The sequence below is a fragment of the Micromonospora sp. DT81.3 genome (assembly GCF_049847225.1).
GTDB lineage: Bacteria > Actinomycetota > Actinomycetes > Actinomycetales > Microbacteriaceae > Microbacterium.
On sequence record NZ_JBNCNY010000002.1, the window covers coordinates 643,449 to 659,122 of the forward strand.

Consider the following 15,674-nt stretch of genomic DNA (forward strand, 5'->3'; position numbering starts at 1 on the left):
GAGCCTGTCGAAGGGGCGAAGAACGAGGACGACGCCTCGACAAGCTCGGCGACCGGCGAATCGGTCCCTGAGCCTGTCGAAGGGGCGAAGAACGAGGACGACGCCTCGACAAGCTCGGCGACCGGCGAATCGGTCCCTGAGCCTGTCGAAGGGGCGAAGGGCCTTTCCGACGAACTCCGCGCGAAGCTGGTCGCCGCGCCCGTGGCGGGACTCAGCGCGCAGCTGCGCAAGCGGGGCCTCGACAACATGACCATCGACGGCGTGCACGCGAACCGACCGGGCACCAAGCTCGTCGGCACGGCGAAGACCCTCCGGTTCGTCCCGGGCCGCGAAGACCTCTTCGCCAGTCACGGCGGCGGCTACAACGCGCAGAAGCGGGCCTTCGACGCGGTCCGGCCCGGTGAGGTGATCGTCATCGAGGCGCGCGGCGAGCGCGGCTCCGGCACGCTCGGCGACGTGCTCGCGCTGCGCGCGTACACCGTCGGCGCCGCCGGCATCGTCACGGACGGCGGGGTCCGCGACTACGACACGGTCGCCGACATCGACCTCCCCGTGTTCTCCAACGGCGCGCATCCGGCGGTGCTCGGCCGCAAGCACGTGCCATGGGACGTCGACGTCACGATCGGCTGCGGCGGCACCACGGTACAGCCGGGCGACATCATCGTGGGCGACGGTGACGGCGTGATCGTCATCCCGCCCTCCCTCGTCGAGGAGGTCGTCGATGCGGCCCTCGAGCAGGAGGAAGAAGACGCCTTCGTCGCCGAACAGGTGCGGGCGGGGCATCCGGTGGATGGGCTCTTCCCGATGAACGACGCGTGGAAGGCGAGGTACCGCACGTGGCGGAAGACGCGGTGAAATCCGACCTCAGCAAGTCGCAGCAGGCGTATCACTTCATCAAGGAGCGCATCGCCCGCCAGGACTTCACGCCCGGCTACCGGCTCGTCCTCGGCAACCTGGCCAAGGACCTCGACATGTCGGTGGTCCCCGTCCGCGAGGCGATCCGCCAGCTGGAGGCCGAGGGGCTCGTCACGTTCGAGCGGAACGTGGGCGCGCACGTGTCGATGGTGGATGACTCGGCCTACCGCAACAGCATGCAGGCGCTCAGCATCCTCGAGGGAGCGGCGACCGCGCTTTCGGCCCGGCAGCTCAGTGCCGACGACATCCGCCGCGCCCGCGAGATCAATGCGCTGATGATCGAGACGCTCGACCACTTCGACCCGCACTCGTTCACCGCGCTCAATCAGGAGTTCCACGCGACGCTGTTCGATCGCTGCGCGAACCCGCGTCTGCTCGAGATCGTGCGCGGCGAATGGGGCCGGCTCGGCAACCTCCGCGACTCGACCTTCAGCTTCGTGCCCGGTCGCGCGGCGGAGTCCGTGCGCGAGCACGAGAACATCGTGCGGCTGATCGAGATCAGCGCACCGCTGAGCGAGATCGAGGACGCCGCCCGCCGCCACCGCTCGGCGACCCTCGACGCCTACCTCGTGCACGAGCACCCCGACGAGGCGCTCGGCCTCCCCCGACTTGCAGAACTGGAGAAGCGATGACCGACACCGCCGTGGTCCGCGGGCACGTGCCCGCCGATCTGCCCACCCGCATCCAGCACTACATCGACGGCGAGTTCGTCGACTCCGCGGACGGCTCGACGTTCGACGTGCTCGACCCCGTCTCGAACGAGACGTACTTGCAGGCTGCAGCCGGCAAGAAGGCCGACATCGACCGGGCGGTGGCATCCGCCCGGCGTGCGTTCACCGAGGGACCGTGGCCTCGGATGCTGCCGCGCGAGCGCTCGCGCGTGCTGCACAGGATCGCCGACATCGTCGAGTCGCGGGATGCCCGGCTGGCCGAGCTGGAGAGCTTCGACTCCGGACTGCCGATCACCCAGGCGCTCGGCCAGGCCCGCCGGGCGGCCGAGAACTTCCGCTTCTTCGCCGACCTGATCGTCGCGCAGACGGATGACGCCTTCAAGGTGCCGGGTCGCCAGATGAACTACGTCAACCGCAAGCCGATCGGCGTGGCGGGGCTGATCACACCCTGGAACACCCCGTTCATGCTGGAGTCGTGGAAGCTCGGCCCCGCCCTCGCGACCGGCAACACGGTCGTGCTGAAGCCCGCGGAGTTCACTCCGCTGTCGGCCTCACTGTGGGCGGGCATCTTCGAGGAGTCGGGTCTCCCGCAGGGGGTCTTCAACCTGGTCAACGGGCTGGGCGAGGAAGCCGGGGACGCCCTGGTGAAGCATCCGGACGTTCCCCTCATCTCCTTCACGGGCGAGAGCCGCACGGGGCAGTTGATCTTCGGCAACGCCGCGCCGTTCCTGAAGGGGCTGTCGATGGAGCTCGGCGGCAAGTCACCCGCCGTCGTGTTCGCGGACGCCGACCTCGAGGCCGCCGTCGACGCCACGATCTTCGGGGTGTTCTCGCTGAACGGCGAGCGCTGCACCGCGGGTTCGCGAATCCTGGTGGAACGCCCGATCTACGACGAGTTCGTCGAGCGATACGCCGCGCAGGCCAAGCGCGTGGTGGTCGGCTATCCGCACGATCCGGCCACCGAGGTCGGCGCGCTGGTGCATCCGGAGCACTACGACAAGGTCATGAGCTACGTGGAGATCGGCAAGACCGAGGCACGGCTCGTCGCCGGCGGCGGGCGTCCCGACGGCTTCCCGACGGGCAACTTCGTCGCGCCGACGGTGTTCGCGGATGTCGCCCCGGAGGCCCGGATCTTCCAGGAGGAGATCTTCGGCCCGGTCGTCGCGATCACTCCGTTCGACTCCGACGAGGAGGCCCTCGCCCTGGCGAACGGAGTGAAGTACGGCCTCGCGGCCTACGTCTGGACGAGCGACCTCAAGCGCGCGCACAACTTCTCGCAGGCGATCGAGGCCGGGATGGTGTGGCTCAACTCGAACAACGTGCGGGACCTCCGCACCCCGTTCGGCGGTGTCAAGGCCTCCGGTCTCGGGCACGAGGGCGGATACCGCTCGATCGACTTCTACACCGACCAGCAGGCCGTGCACATCACCCTCGGCGAGGCGCACAACCCGACCTTCGGCAAGGCGCCGATGCCGAACCCTCACGGCGAGACCGACCTCGACGACCCCGACCCCCGCTGACGGCCCTTCGTCTCGTCGACGGACCCACACCATCCCGGTCGCCGAGCCTGTCGAGGCGTCGACCCCTCGACAGGCTCGGGGACCGGATACGAAAGCAAGGACGCTGATATGAATGACCGCCTCCCCACACCCACTGCCCCGGCACCCGACATCCTGCGCTGCGCGTACATGGAGATCGTCGTGACCGACCTCGCGGCATCCCGAGCGTTCTACGTCGACGTGCTCGACCTCATCGTCACCGAGGAGGACGAGAACGCCGTCTACCTGCGCTCGTTCGAGGAGTTCATCCACCACAATCTCGTACTGCGCAAGGGTCCGGTCGCCGCGGTCGCCGCTTTCTCGTACCGGGTGCGCAGCCCCCAAGAGCTCGACAACGCCGTCGCGTTCTACGAGGAGCTCGGATGCCGCGTCGAGCGTCGCCCCGAGGGCTTCACGAAGGGCATCGGCGACTCCGTGCGCGTGGAGGATCCGCTCGGATTCCCGTACGAGTTCTTCTACGACGTCGAGCACGTCGAACGTCTCGCGTGGCGCTACGACCTCTACACACCGGGTGCCCTCGTGCGACTGGACCACTTCAATCAGGTCACGCCCGACGTGCCCCGTGCGGTGGCGTATATGGAGGATCTCGGCTTCCGCGTGACCGAAGACATCCAGGACGAGGAGGGCACCGTCTACGCGGCGTGGATGCGGCGCAAGCCCACGGTGCACGACACCGCGATGACCGGTGGCGACGGACCTCGTATGCACCACATCGCGTTCGCGACGCACGAGAAGCACAACATCATCGCGATCTGCGACAAGCTCGGGGCGCTCCGGCGCTCCGATGCGATCGAGCGCGGACCGGGGCGCCACGGCGTGTCGAACGCCTTCTACCTCTACCTGCGCGATCCCGACGGGCACCGCATCGAGATCTACACACAGGACTATTACACGGGCGACCCCGACAATCCGGTCGTCACATGGGACGTGCACGACAACCAGCGCCGGGACTGGTGGGGCAACCCCGTGGTGCCGTCCTGGTACACCGAGGCATCCACCGTTCTGGATCTCGACGGCAGCCCGCAACCGCTCGTCGCGCGCACCGACGACAGCGAGATGGCGGTCACGATCGGCGCCGACGGGTTCTCCTACACGCGCCCGGATGAGCCGGCCGAGGCGCTGCCGAGCTGGAAGCAGGGCGAGTACAAGCTGGGCCACCAACTCTAGGCTGCCCGGTCGCCGAGCCTTTCGAGGCGTCGACCCTTCGACAAGCTCAGGGACCGCTGGGTAGCGTGACAACGACAAGGAGACGCAGGATGCTGGATGACGCGACCATCGCCGCGATCGCGGAGGAGCTGGCCGAGGCCGACCGCACGCACGGGGTGATCCCGCGGATCACCGCGCGCTACCCCGACGCCACGATCGAGGACTCCTACGCGATCCAGGCCGTCTGGCGCGACCGCAACATCGCCGCCGGACGCCGCCTCGTCGGCCGCAAGATCGGGCTCACGTCCAAGGCGATGCAGCAGGCGACCGGCATCACAGAGCCCGACTACGGCGTCATGTTCGATGACACCGTGTACGAGAGCGGCGCCGAGATCCCCGTCGACCTCTTCTCCAACGTCCGGATAGAGGTCGAACTGGCCTTCGTGCTGTCCCAGCCCCTCGCAGGCCCGGACCGCACGCTCGGGGATGCTCTGGCCGCGATCGACTACGCCGTTCCGGCGCTCGAGGTGCTGAACTCGCACATTGAGCTCGAGGGCCGCACGATCGTCGACACTATCTCGGACAACGCCGCGTACGGGGCGATGGTGCTGGGATCGACCCAGAAGCGCCCCGACGAGATCGACCTGCGGTGGGTGCCCGGTGTGCTGTCCCGCAACGGCGAGATCGAGGAGACCGGCGTCTCCGCCGGTGTCCTGGGTCATCCGGCCACCGGCGTCGCGTGGCTTGCCAACAAGCTGCACCAGCACGGGGACCGCCTCGAAGCGGGGGAGGTCATCCTCGCCGGGTCGTTCACGCGCCCGATGTGGGTGTCGCGCGGCGACCTGGTGCACTGCGACTATGGACCGATGGGGACCATCTCGTGCCGCTTCAGCTAGCCGCAACGTTCCGCGAGCGCATCGCGCAGTCCGCCCGCCCGCTCGCCGGCATGTGGGTGTGCTCCGGCTCGCCGCTCGTCGCGGAGATCTGCGCCGGCGCGGGCCTGGACTGGCTGCTGATCGACACGGAGCACTCGCCGAACGGGCTCGAATCCACGCTCGCGCAGCTGCAGGCCGTCGCCGCCTACCCGACCACCCCGGTCGTGCGCGCACCCGTCGGCGACGTCGTGACGGTGAAGCAGCTGCTCGATCTCGGGGCGCAGAACCTGCTCATCCCGATGGTGTCCACCGCGGACCAGGCGCGCGAGATGGTCGCCGCCGTCCGCTATCCGCCACGCGGCGTGAGGGGCGTCGGAAGCGCCCTGGCCCGGGCCGCGCGGTGGAACCGGGTCGACGACTACCTCGGGGCGGCCGACGCGCACGTATCGCTGTACGTCCAGATCGAGACGGTCGCGGGTGTCGAGGAGGCGGCGGACATCGCCGCCGTGGACGGGATCGACGGCGTCTTCGTCGGACCGTCCGACCTCGCGGCATCCATGGGTCTTCTCGGTCAGCAGACGCATCCGGATGTCGAGGCCGCCGTCATGCGCACCTTCGATGCGGTGCGCGCCGCCGGCACCCCGGTCGGCGTGAACGCATTCGATCCCGAACTCGCCGATCGCTACCTCGGCGCGGGTGCGTCCTTCATCCTCGTGGGGGCGGACGTCGCGCTGCTTGCACGCGGGTCCGAGGGCCTCGCGGCCCGCTACGCGCCGGTCGAAGGCGGCGAGCGCGAGAGCTACTGAACGGGGCACGCTCCGGAGCATGGCACGCTTGGGGTATGGCATCCGAAGAGCTTCCCCAGCGCAGTGTCGCCAGCACCATCACGGTCAAGGTCACCGAGCCCGCCGAGCTGATCTTCTCGGTCGCGGTCGGCGAGATCTACGAGCCGTCGCAGGAGTGGGTCAACGCGAGCGTCGACGGGCGGCAGATCGAAGCCGAGGAACTCGTCGATGCCCACGGCACCCGCCTGCACCGGGTGCAGGCACCGGTGGGCGAGCTCCGCTTCGACTACTCCGCGACCGTTCCCGCGGCCGCCGGACTCGAAGAGCCCGACCCGACCGACCTGGTGCGCTATCTGCGGCCCAGTCGCTACGCCGAGTCCGATTCGCTCGGACCCACGGCCGGCGCCGAGTTCTCCGGCATCAAGGACGCCGCCGAGCTGCTGCACTCCGTGTCGTCGTGGGTCGGCACACGGCTCGCGTACGTGAGCGGGTCGAGCCTGCCGACCGATGGAGCAGTGCGCACGCTGCTCTCACGTCAGGGCGTCTGCAGGGACTTCGCGCACCTCACCGTCGGCCTGCTGCGCGCACTGAACGTCCCCGCGCGCATGGCGTCCGTGTACGCCCCGGGGCTCTACCCGATGGACTTCCACGCGGTCGCAGAGGCGTACGTGGACGGCGGCTGGTACGTCGTGGACGCGACCACCCTGGCGCCGCGCCAGACGCTGGTGCGCATCGCGACCGGACGGGATGCCGCCGACACGGCGTTCCTGACCGTGACATCCGGCCGCATCGAGCTCGGCCAGATCACGGTGACCGCGGTGTCCGACACGCTGCCGTACGACGACGTGACGAAGCTCGTCGCGCTGCGCTAGGAGATTCGGGCTGGGGGGATGCCTACCCGCGCCGAACCCGCAAGGCCCGAGCACGGTGCTCGTCCTCTGTGGCAACGTAGTGGGTATGAAGACATGGGTCGTGCGATTCCTCTCGCTCCTGGTGTTCAACATCGTCGTGCTGCTCGTGATCGGGTGGCTCACCCCGGCGCGCGTCGGCTTCTCGGCGTTCTGGGGCGCGGTCATCCTGACCGCCGGGACGATCTGGGTGAAGCCCGCCGTACACGGGTGGTTCACGCGGATGTCCGCCAAGTCGGCGTCGCAGCGCACCAAAGTGGGCGAGCGCCTCGTCGAGTTCGTGATCGTCTACGTGGTCGCGCTGCTCATCTGGATGCTGGTCGTGCTGCTCTCCGGCGTCAACGTCGGCGGCTTCTTCTGGGGCTACGTGCTTCCGCCGCTCATCCTGCTCATCGGCTGGGCGATCTACGCCGCGATCGATGATCGCGTCGAGGGACACGCCGGCGCGCTGTACGACCGGGCCGCCGGCAAGCGGAGGGCGACGGCGGGTGGCACCGTGCCGCTGACGGACGCCCCGCGACCCGCTTCGGCCACGGCCGAGGTGCAGCGGGAGCTCAAGGACGGCCTCACGCCCGAGCAGCGCAAGATGCTCGACGACCTCGGCTGAGCCGTCTCGCGCCGCCCTGCAGGGCGCTCCCGCCGGAGAGCCGAGCTCGCATGAAGGTCATGTAACAAACCGACCCGCACCCGAGGCGTCCACGCCACCCCGCGGGAGAATAGTGGGGCCGCGCCCGGACCGCGGCATCCCGAGTACTGGAGGCACCATGCCGCACTTCCGCTCCTCCTTGCGCGCCGCGACGGTCGGCGTCGCGATCGCGGCGCTCGCCCTCACGGGGTGTGCGTCCGGCGCCTCCGCTCCGGCGGAATCGAACGACGCCGACAGCGGCTACGTGACACCCGGAAGACTCACCGTAGGCACCGGCGAACCGGCCTACTACCCCTGGGTGATCGACGACGAGCCCGAGAGCGGGGAGGGCTTCGAGTCCGCCGTCGCGTACGCCGTGGCGGAGGAGCTCGGCTTCGCCGAGGACGACGTCGTCTGGGTGCGCACGACCTTCGACGAGGCCATCGCACCAGGACCCAAGGACTTCGACTTCAACCTGCAGCAGTTCTCCATCACCGAGGAGCGGGAGCAGTCGGTGGACTTCAGCTCGCCGTACTACGAGACCACGCAGGTCGTCGTGACCACCGGCGACTCCCCCGCGGCCGATGCATCCTCGATCGCCGACCTGCAGGGGCTCCTGATCGGCGCCCAGACCGGCACGACCAGCTTCACCGCCATCGAGCAGGTCATCGCGCCGACGCAGGGCGCCCAGGCGTTCAATTCCAACGACGACGCCAAGCTCGCCCTCGAGAACGGCCAGGTCGACGCGATCGTCCTCGACCTGCCCACCGCCTTCTACATCTCGGGGGTCGAGCTGACCGACGGCGTGCTCGTCGGGCAGCTGCCGGCCATCGAGGGTGCGGATGCCGATCGCTTCGGCCTCGTGCTCGCCAAGGACTCGCCGCTCACCGAAGACGTGACCGCGGCGGTGGATGCGCTGCGGGAACGCGGGGTGCTCGACGAGCTGGCGACGGAGTGGCTCGGGGGCGAGGGCCAGGCGCCGCTGCTCGAATGAGCACTGGCCCCGCTGCTCGAATGAGCACTGTCCGGTTGCTGGAATGAGCCCGCGTCGGCGCTCGACTAGCCTGGCTCGATGACAGGCCCGCCCGGCATCCTCTCAGCGCACGCGCCCAGCGCCGTCGAACTCGAGCGACAGGCATATCGCAAGCGGCAGGGCGGCAGGTCTGTCCTCCTCAGCCTGCTCTCGACGCTCGTCCTCGCGGCGGTGGTATGGGTCGCGCTCCTGAACACGCCCGGCTGGGCGGTGGTTCAGCAGACGTTCTTCAACGGCGAGGTGTTCGTCGCGTCGCTGCCCCGGGTCTGGGAGGGCTTCCTGCTCAACCTCCGCGTGCTGGCGATGGCGTCGGTCCTGGTGGTGCTCGTAGCCCTGCTCCTCGCCACGATCCGCACACTGCGGGGTCCGATCTGGCTGCCGCTGCGGGTCTTCGCCGCCGCCTACACCGACCTCTTCCGCGGCGTGCCGCTCATCATCGTGCTGTACCTGGTCGGCTTCGGCATCCCGGGACTCGGGCTCATCCCCGTGCGCGTGCCCGCGGAGGTGTGGGGCACCATCGCCCTGACCCTCACCTACTCGGCCTACGTCTCGGAGGTGTTCCGCGCGGGCATCGAGGCCGTGCATCCGTCGCAGCGCCAGGCCGCGCGCTCGCTCGGACTGAGCCACGCGAAGACCATGCGCCTGGTCGTCGTCCCGCAGGCCGTCCGCAAGGTGACCCCGGCGTTGATGAACGACTTCGTGGCACTGCAGAAGGACGTCGGGCTGATCTCCATCCTGGGTGCGGTGGATGCCGTGCGAGCGGCCCAGATCGAGACGGCGAGGTTCTTCAACTTCACGCCGTACGTCGTCGCCGGCCTGCTGTTCGTGCTGCTCGCGATTCCGACGATCCGCCTCACCGACTGGTACACGGCGCGGGTGCGGGCGCGCGAGCAGGTCGGCGGCATCGTATGACCGAGCCGGTGCTGCGCCTGGACGGCGTGTCGAAATCCTTCGACGACCACGTCGTGCTGCGCGGCATCGACCTCATCGTCGAGCCGGGCGAGGTGGTCGCGCTGATCGGCGCGAGCGGCTCTGGAAAGTCGACCCTGCTGCGGACCGTGAACCTGCTCGAGCGGATCGATGACGGGCAGATCTGGCTGTCGGGCCTGGACGTCAGCGACCCCCGCGTGAACGCCGACGCGGTGCGTGCCCGCATCGGGGTCGTCTTCCAGCAGTACAACCTCTTCCCGCACATGAGCGTGCTCGAGAACGTGACCCTGGCGATGCGGCGCGTGCAGCGGATGCCGCGCCGGCAGGCGGATGCCGAGGGCATGCGCCTGCTCGAACGCGTCGGCCTCGCGGCGAAGGCCCAGGATCATCCCGACCGCCTCTCGGGGGGGCAGCAGCAGCGGGCCGCGCTGGTGCGGGCGATCGCCACGGCGCCCGAGCTGCTGCTGCTCGATGAGATCACGAGCGCCCTGGATCCGGAGCTGGTCGCGGAGGTGCTCGACCTAGTGCGCCAGCTCGCCGCGGACGGCGCCACGATCGTCATGGCGACCCACGAGATGGCCTTCGCCCGCGACGTTGCCCATCGCGTCGTGTTCCTCGACGGGGGCCGCATCCTCGAGCAGGGGTCACCGGCCGCGGTTTTCGGGGCGCCGCGCGAGCCGCGCACCCAGGAGTTCCTCGCGCGCTTCCGCGCCTGAGGCCCACCCCGGTCCCGGTGCCGGTTGGGACGCGCGGCCGTTCGGGAGGAGATCCCGAATAGGGAGGATGGCGCGCGCCGTTCCGGCCCTCCCTGCGGTCCACGGCTCGCAGTTCGCGTCATCCGGCGCAGGTTCGGGAGGAGATCCGGGATCGGGAGGATGCCGCGGGCCGTTCCGGCCCTCCGGAACGCAGATCTCCTCCCGAAACCCGCGCCGGCCGCGCCCGCTCAGCCGGCCGCGCGCTCCGCGGACTCGACGACGTTCGACACCAGCAGGGCGCGGGTCATCGGACCCACTCCCCCGGGATTCGGCGAGAGCCATCCCGCCACCTCCGCCACGGCGGGGTCGACATCCCCGGCGAGTTTGGCCCGGCCGCCCTCGGTGGTGCCGACACGCGTGACGCCGACGTCGAGCACGGCGGCGCCGGGCTTGATCCAGTCCGCCTTCACGAGGTGCGGCTGGCCGACGGCCGCGACCACGATGTCGGCACGGCGCACCTCGGCCGCAAGATCCACCGTCCGGGAGTGCGTCAGCGTGACGGTGGCATCGGTGCCCTTGCGGGTCAGCAGCAGCCCGAGCGGCCGCCCCACCGTGATGCCTCGTCCGATCACCGTCACCTGTCTGCCGGAGATCCCGACTCCGTGACGGGTGAGCAGCTCGATGATCCCGGCCGGCGTGCACGGCAGCGGGGCCGCAACGGCGGCCGCCGGGTCGACGCCGAGCACGAGCCGTCCGAGGTTCGTGGGGTGCAGCCCGTCGGCGTCCTTCGCGGGGTCGACGAGCTCGAGGATCGCGTTCTCGTCGATGCCCTTCGGCAGCGGAAGCTGCACGATGAAGCCGGTCACGGCCGGGTCGTCGTTGAGCGCGCGGACGGCATCCGCGATCTCGTCGAACGAAGCGGATGCCGGCAGCTCGACCTGGATCGAGGCGACACCGACCTCGGCACAGTCGCGGTGCTTCCCCGTGACATAGGAGCGTGACCCCGGATCATCGCCGACGAGCAGCGTGCCGAGTCCCGGAACGATGCCGCGCGCGGCGAGCGCCGTGACCCTCTCGGTCAGTTCGGCCTTGATCGCCGTCGCGGTCGCGATGCCGTCGAGCTTCTGCGCTGTCATGTCGTTCCCTTCTCTCATTCCTCTTTCGCCGGCCCCCGACGCGGGTCCCGTTCCCCGCCGCTGGATCGAGACTCGGCCCTGCGGCCCAGACTCGGCGCGTCGCACGGATCCTCGGCCGCCCGACGATTCTCGATGAAACCGAACCGGCGCGGTCCGGCGGCGCGGGTCCGGCGGGCTCCGGCCGCCTACTGGTGCAGGTCGGGGTACAGCGGGAACCGGGCGGTCAGGGCCGCGACCCGGGCCCGGAGTCCCTCGGCATCCACGTTCGGGAGCAGGGCGAGCGCGATGATGTCGGCGACCTCGGCGAACTCCTCGTCGCCGAAGCCGCGCGTGGCCAGCGCCGGGGTGCCGATGCGCAGGCCGGACGTGACCATCGGCGGACGAGGGTCGTTGGGCACCGCATTGCGATTCACCGTGATGTGGATGTCGTGCAGCAGGTCTTCGGCCTGCTTGCCGTCGATCTCGGCGTCGCGGAGGTCGACGAGCACGAGGTGCACGTCGGTGCCGCCGGAGCGGATCGCGATGCCGGCATCCGCGACGTCCTGCTGCGTCAGCCGCTCGGCGACGATGTGCGCTCCGCGCACCGTGCGCTCCTGGCGGTCGCGGAACTTCGGGGTGGCGGCGAGCTTGAACGCCGTGGCCTTGGCCGCGATGACGTGCATGAGCGGCCCGCCCTGCTGACCCGGGAACACCGCGGTGTTGATCTTCTTCGCCAGGTCGGCGTCGTTCGTCAGGATGAAGCCCGAACGCGGTCCGCCGATCGTCTTGTGCACCGTCGACGAGACGACGTGCGCGTGCGGCACCGGCGACGGGTGGACACCGGCCGCGACGAGCCCGGCGAAGTGCGCCATGTCGACCCAGAGCAGTGCGCCGACCTCGTCGGCGATCTCGCGGAACCGCGCGAAGTCGAGCTGACGGGGGTAGGCCGACCAGCCGGCGATGATCACCTTGGGCTTGTGCTCGATCGCGAGGCGGCGCACCTCGTCCATGTCGATGATCGAGGTCTCGGGGTCCACGCCGTAGGCGACGATGTTGTAGAGGCGGCCCGAGAAGTTGATCTTCATGCCGTGCGTCAGGTGTCCGCCCTGATCGAGCGCGAGTCCGAGCAGGGTGTCGCCGGGGCGCGCGATGGCGTGCAGCACGGCGGCGTTCGCGGTGGCGCCCGAGTGGGGCTGCACGTTCGCGAACTCTGCGCCGAAGAGGGCCTTGGCCCGCTCGATGGCGAGCTCCTCCGCGACATCCACCTCTTCGCACCCGCCGTAGTAGCGCCGGCCGGGGTATCCCTCGGCGTACTTGTTCGTGAGGACGGAGCCCTGGGACTGCAGCACGGAGACGGGCACGAAGTTCTCGGACGCGATCATCTCGAGGAACCCGCGCTGGCGGTCGAGCTCGCGCTGCAGCACCTGTGCGATCTCGGGATCGACTTCGGAGAGGGGGGCGTGAAAGTAGGGGTCGGTCACAGCGTGCTCCTTGACGACGGCTCGGAAAAAGAAGGTCCGCATCGGCCCAGGCGTGCGGTCGAATGCCGTGTCGGTCGCTTCCCGGTGGTGGCCCACCTCAACGCCAGTCGCGACCTGATGAGCATACCGGATGGGGGGTGACGGATGCGGGGGCTTTTGTTAGGGTTCCTTACATGCACATCGTGCCCGCTCCGGCGGTCTTCCAGGACCTGTCCCACGCCGCCTCGTACCTGCTCGACGCGCAAAACCTGGACGCCGCCATCGAGACCGCGCTGGACGCCATCGACGAAGAGCTGGTCTCGGGCGAGGGCCTGGGGGCGGAGGGCTATCGCCTGTACATCGACGACCTGGCGATGCGCGCCGAGGCGGAGACCGAGGCCGGGCTCTTCTACGCCCGCCAGAGCCTCACGCAGCTCGTCACCGAGCGCGGCGGGCGGTGGATCGTGCCGGCCGCGGCCATCCGGGACGCTCCGCGCTTCCCCTACCGCGGTGTCATGCTCGACGTGGCCAGGCACTTCTTCCCGGTCGAGGTCGTCAAGGCCTACATCGACCGCGCCGCGGCGCTGAAGCTCAACGCGCTGCACCTGCACCTCACCGACGACCAGGGCTGGCGCATCGAGATCGAGGCGTGGCCGAGGCTGACCGAGACCGCCTCCGGCACGTCGGCGAACGGCGATCCTGGTGGCTTCTACACGAAGGCCCAGTACCGCGAGATCGTCGCGTACGCGGCATCCCGCCACATGATCGTGGTGCCCGAGATCGATGTGCCCGGCCACACCCACGCGGTGACTCTCGCGTACCCGGAGCTGACCGAGGCGCCGGTGCTGACCGACCTGCACGCCGTCGCCGCCCGGGAACTCGGGCAGGAACTGCCCGTGACCGGCGAGCCGTACACCGGCTGGGCCGTCGGGTTCTCCTCACTCAAGATCCACGACGAGGCGACCTACGCGTTCCTCGCCGACGTGTTCGGCGAGCTCGCCGAGATGACGCCGGGGCCCTACCTGCACCTCGGCGGCGACGAGGCCCTCGGCACGCCAGCGGAGGACTTCCAGGCCTTCGTCGCGCGGGTCTCGCAGATCATCGCCGGCACGCGCAAAACTCCGATCGCCTGGCACGAGGCCGGGGCCGCCTCCGGGCTCGCCCTCGGCACGGTCGGACAGTACTGGCAGCTGCGCACGCCGGCCGAGCACCAGGCGGCAGAGGCTCGTGCCTTCGTCGCGAACGGCGGCCGCGTCATCCTCTCACCCGCCGATGCGACCTACCTGGACATGAAGTACGACTCGTCGACGCCCCTGGGGCTGACGTGGGCCGACGGTCCGACCAGCGTCGAGCGCTCGTACTCGTGGGACCCCGCCGCCATCGTGCCCGGCATCCAGGATGACGACATCCTGGGCGTCGAGGCGCCGCTCTGGACCGAGACGGTTGCGACCCTCGCAGACATCGACCAGCTCGCCTTCCCGCGGATCGCCTCGGCGGCTGAGATCGGCTGGTCCCCGGCGGACTCGGCCCTGCGCACCTGGGACTCCTTCCGCGCGCGCGTCGGTGCCCTCGGACCGCTGTGGGCGAGCCAGGGGACGGGGTTCCACCGCTCCGGCGAGATCGACTGGGCGCCGGGCTCGGGCACGGGCGCTTCGTGAGGACCGTCCTTCACTCCGCACGCCTGGTAACGGGCGGGAGGATCGTGGACGACGGATGGGTCCTCTTCGACGGCGGCGTCGTCGCCGAGACCGGTGCGGGAACGGGATGGCGGGATGCCGCGGCCGGCACGATCGTGGATGCCACCGAGGTGGCGGGGGCCGGTGCCCTGCTGACGCCGGGCTTCATCGACATCCATGGGCACGGCGGCGCCGGCTTCTCGTACGACGACGGCCCGGATGCGATCCGCGCGGCCCGTGCCCTGCACCGAGCCCATGGAACGACGCGCGCCGTGATCTCGCTGGTGACGGCGCCCCTGGACGATCTGGAACGTCGCGTGCGCATGGTCGCCGACCTCACGGAGACCGATCCCGACGTGCTCGGCTCGCATCTGGAGGGACCGTTCCTGGATGCCGGCCACCGCGGCGCCCACCGGGCCGAGTTCCTGCGGAACCCGGACCCGGCGGCACTGGCCGCTCTGCTGACCGCCGGACGAGGAACCCTTCGTCAGGTGACGCTGGCGCCCGAACTGGCGGGCGGGATGGAGGCGATCGGTCTCGTGACCCGGGCCGGCGCCGCCGCGGCGGTGGGACATACGGATGCCGACGCCGGCCGGTCCGTCGCCGCCTTCGATGCCGGCGCGACGATGCTGACGCACGCATTCAACGCCATGCGGGGGCTCCATCACCGAGCACCGGGCCCCGTGGGCGCCGCCGCGAACGATGCGCGCGTCGTGCTCGAGGTGATCGGAGACGGCGTGCACGTCGACGCCCGGATCATCCGCATGCTCTTCGCCTCTGCTCCCGGCCGAATCGCGCTCATCACCGACGCGATGGCCGCGGCGGGCGCCGGCGATGGGCACTACTCCCTCGGCGACCTCGCGGTGGACGTGGTCGACGGAGTCGCACGGCTCCATGGCGGCGGATCGATCGCAGGATCGACCTCCACGCAGGACGCTGCTCTTCGGCTGGTGGTCGCCGCCGGCGTGCCGCTGGAAGAGGCCGTCGCAGCGCTGACGAGCACACCCGCCGGCGCAATCGGAATGAGCGATCGGCTCGGGAGCCTCGCGGAAGGATTCTCGGCGGACGCCGTGCTGCTGACGGCGGGACTGGAAGTGTGCGGCGTGTGGACGGCGGGCGCCCCGCTGGTCTGAGTGCGGACAGCCCGCACCGCTTCCCCACCGTCGCGTCTCACCGCCGTCCCCAGCGACGGCCCCCTGCGGGGAATGACGGGCCCGGGTCTCCCTCCCCCGTGGTAGACCCGGGGCCCATCTGAACCCGCTCTCGGATGCGCTCCGGGCC

14 protein-coding genes, 1 pseudogene and 1 riboswitch are annotated in these 15,674 nt (G+C 70.1%); of the genes and pseudogenes, 13 read left to right on the forward strand and 2 right to left on the reverse strand.

The features are described 5' to 3' along the window. The 11 genes and pseudogenes from ACPW96_RS07215 to ACPW96_RS07265 form a co-directional block, all read left to right on the forward strand. Window positions 1-855 (forward strand): annotated as a pseudogene (locus ACPW96_RS07215) (hypothetical protein); the annotation flags it as partial. After that, a complete protein-coding gene (locus ACPW96_RS07220; RefSeq protein ID WP_425816917.1) occupies window positions 837-1,547 on the forward strand; it encodes a GntR family transcriptional regulator in 711 nt (236 codons plus the stop codon). The pseudogene ACPW96_RS07215 and the gene ACPW96_RS07220, both read left to right, overlap by 19 nt. Further along, a complete protein-coding gene (gene hpaE, locus ACPW96_RS07225; RefSeq protein ID WP_425882499.1) occupies window positions 1,544-3,106 on the forward strand; it encodes a 5-carboxymethyl-2-hydroxymuconate semialdehyde dehydrogenase in 1,563 nt (520 codons plus the stop codon). The genes ACPW96_RS07220 and hpaE overlap by 4 nt, the downstream gene beginning before the upstream one ends. A 108-nt stretch (window positions 3,107-3,214) precedes the next feature. Further along, window positions 3,215-4,312, forward strand: a complete 1,098-nt coding sequence (hpaD, locus tag ACPW96_RS07230; RefSeq protein ID WP_425882500.1) for a 3,4-dihydroxyphenylacetate 2,3-dioxygenase — start codon at window positions 3,215-3,217, stop codon at window positions 4,310-4,312. Between the two features lie 89 nt (window positions 4,313-4,401). After that, window positions 4,402-5,187, forward strand: coding sequence for a fumarylacetoacetate hydrolase family protein (locus ACPW96_RS07235; RefSeq protein WP_425882501.1), 786 nt, complete (start codon window positions 4,402-4,404; stop codon window positions 5,185-5,187). Continuing rightward, complete coding sequence (locus ACPW96_RS07240; RefSeq protein ID WP_425882502.1) at window positions 5,172-5,972, forward strand: HpcH/HpaI aldolase family protein; 801 nt, start codon at window positions 5,172-5,174, stop codon at window positions 5,970-5,972. Before ACPW96_RS07235 ends, ACPW96_RS07240 begins: the two co-directional genes overlap by 16 nt. Window positions 5,973-6,007: 35 nt before the next feature. Beyond that, on the forward strand, window positions 6,008-6,823 hold the full coding sequence (locus tag ACPW96_RS07245; RefSeq protein WP_425816907.1) for a transglutaminase-like domain-containing protein: 816 nt from the start codon (window positions 6,008-6,010) through the stop codon (window positions 6,821-6,823). 85 nt (window positions 6,824-6,908) lie between these two features. Continuing rightward, window positions 6,909-7,466 (forward strand): hypothetical protein, encoded by a 558-nt coding sequence (locus tag ACPW96_RS07250; RefSeq protein WP_425816905.1) that lies wholly within the window; start codon window positions 6,909-6,911, stop codon window positions 7,464-7,466. A gap of 157 nt (window positions 7,467-7,623) precedes the next feature. After that, window positions 7,624-8,478 (forward strand): ABC transporter substrate-binding protein, encoded by an 855-nt coding sequence (locus ACPW96_RS07255; RefSeq protein ID WP_425882503.1) that lies wholly within the window; start codon window positions 7,624-7,626, stop codon window positions 8,476-8,478. 78 nt (window positions 8,479-8,556) lie between these two features. Then, the gene (locus ACPW96_RS07260; protein WP_425816901.1) at window positions 8,557-9,429 is read left to right on the forward strand and encodes an amino acid ABC transporter permease; all 873 of its coding nucleotides are present in this window, start codon (window positions 8,557-8,559) and stop codon (window positions 9,427-9,429) included. Beyond that, window positions 9,426-10,163 (forward strand): amino acid ABC transporter ATP-binding protein, encoded by a 738-nt coding sequence (locus ACPW96_RS07265; protein WP_425882504.1) that lies wholly within the window; start codon window positions 9,426-9,428, stop codon window positions 10,161-10,163. Before ACPW96_RS07260 ends, ACPW96_RS07265 begins: the two co-directional genes overlap by 4 nt. Before the next feature lie 227 nt (window positions 10,164-10,390). On the opposite strand, the gene ACPW96_RS07270 is transcribed toward ACPW96_RS07265, so the two are convergent. Further along, entirely contained in the window at window positions 10,391-11,278 is an 888-nt protein-coding gene (locus tag ACPW96_RS07270; RefSeq protein ID WP_425882505.1) for a bifunctional methylenetetrahydrofolate dehydrogenase/methenyltetrahydrofolate cyclohydrolase, read from the reverse strand. Window positions 11,279-11,463: 185 nt separating this feature from the next. Beyond that, complete coding sequence (gene glyA, locus ACPW96_RS07275) at window positions 11,464-12,738, reverse strand: serine hydroxymethyltransferase (protein ID WP_425882506.1); 1,275 nt, start codon at window positions 12,736-12,738, stop codon at window positions 11,464-11,466. A gap of 37 nt (window positions 12,739-12,775) precedes the next feature. After that, window positions 12,776-12,859: riboswitch (ZMP/ZTP riboswitch) on the reverse strand. Between the two features lie 52 nt (window positions 12,860-12,911). On the opposite strand from glyA, the gene ACPW96_RS07280 reads away from it, so the two are divergent. Both ACPW96_RS07280 and nagA read left to right on the forward strand, forming a co-directional pair. After that, window positions 12,912-14,375: a family 20 glycosylhydrolase gene (locus ACPW96_RS07280; protein ID WP_425882507.1), complete on the forward strand. Its 1,464-nt coding sequence runs from the start codon at window positions 12,912-12,914 to the stop codon at window positions 14,373-14,375. Further along, a complete protein-coding gene (nagA, locus tag ACPW96_RS07285; RefSeq protein WP_425816891.1) occupies window positions 14,372-15,526 on the forward strand; it encodes an N-acetylglucosamine-6-phosphate deacetylase in 1,155 nt (384 codons plus the stop codon). The genes ACPW96_RS07280 and nagA overlap by 4 nt, the downstream gene beginning before the upstream one ends. Window positions 15,527-15,674 lie beyond the last annotated feature (148 nt).

Coding starts and splice junctions, on each gene's coding strand:
- ACPW96_RS07280 (WP_425882507.1), top strand. CDS start 12,912: ATGCACATCGTGCCCGCTCCGGCGGTCTTCCAGGACCTGTCCCACGCC.
- ACPW96_RS07260 (WP_425816901.1), top strand. CDS start 8,557: ATGACAGGCCCGCCCGGCATCCTCTCAGCGCACGCGCCCAGCGCCGTC.
- hpaD (WP_425882500.1), top strand. CDS start 3,215: ATGAATGACCGCCTCCCCACACCCACTGCCCCGGCACCCGACATCCTG.
- ACPW96_RS07270 (WP_425882505.1), bottom strand. CDS start 11,278: ATGACAGCGCAGAAGCTCGACGGCATCGCGACCGCGACGGCGATCAAG.
- hpaE (WP_425882499.1), top strand. CDS start 1,544: ATGACCGACACCGCCGTGGTCCGCGGGCACGTGCCCGCCGATCTGCCC.
- ACPW96_RS07235 (WP_425882501.1), top strand. CDS start 4,402: ATGCTGGATGACGCGACCATCGCCGCGATCGCGGAGGAGCTGGCCGAG.
- ACPW96_RS07255 (WP_425882503.1), top strand. CDS start 7,624: ATGCCGCACTTCCGCTCCTCCTTGCGCGCCGCGACGGTCGGCGTCGCG.
- ACPW96_RS07250 (WP_425816905.1), top strand. CDS start 6,909: ATGAAGACATGGGTCGTGCGATTCCTCTCGCTCCTGGTGTTCAACATC.
- ACPW96_RS07265 (WP_425882504.1), top strand. CDS start 9,426: ATGACCGAGCCGGTGCTGCGCCTGGACGGCGTGTCGAAATCCTTCGAC.
- ACPW96_RS07245 (WP_425816907.1), top strand. CDS start 6,008: ATGGCATCCGAAGAGCTTCCCCAGCGCAGTGTCGCCAGCACCATCACG.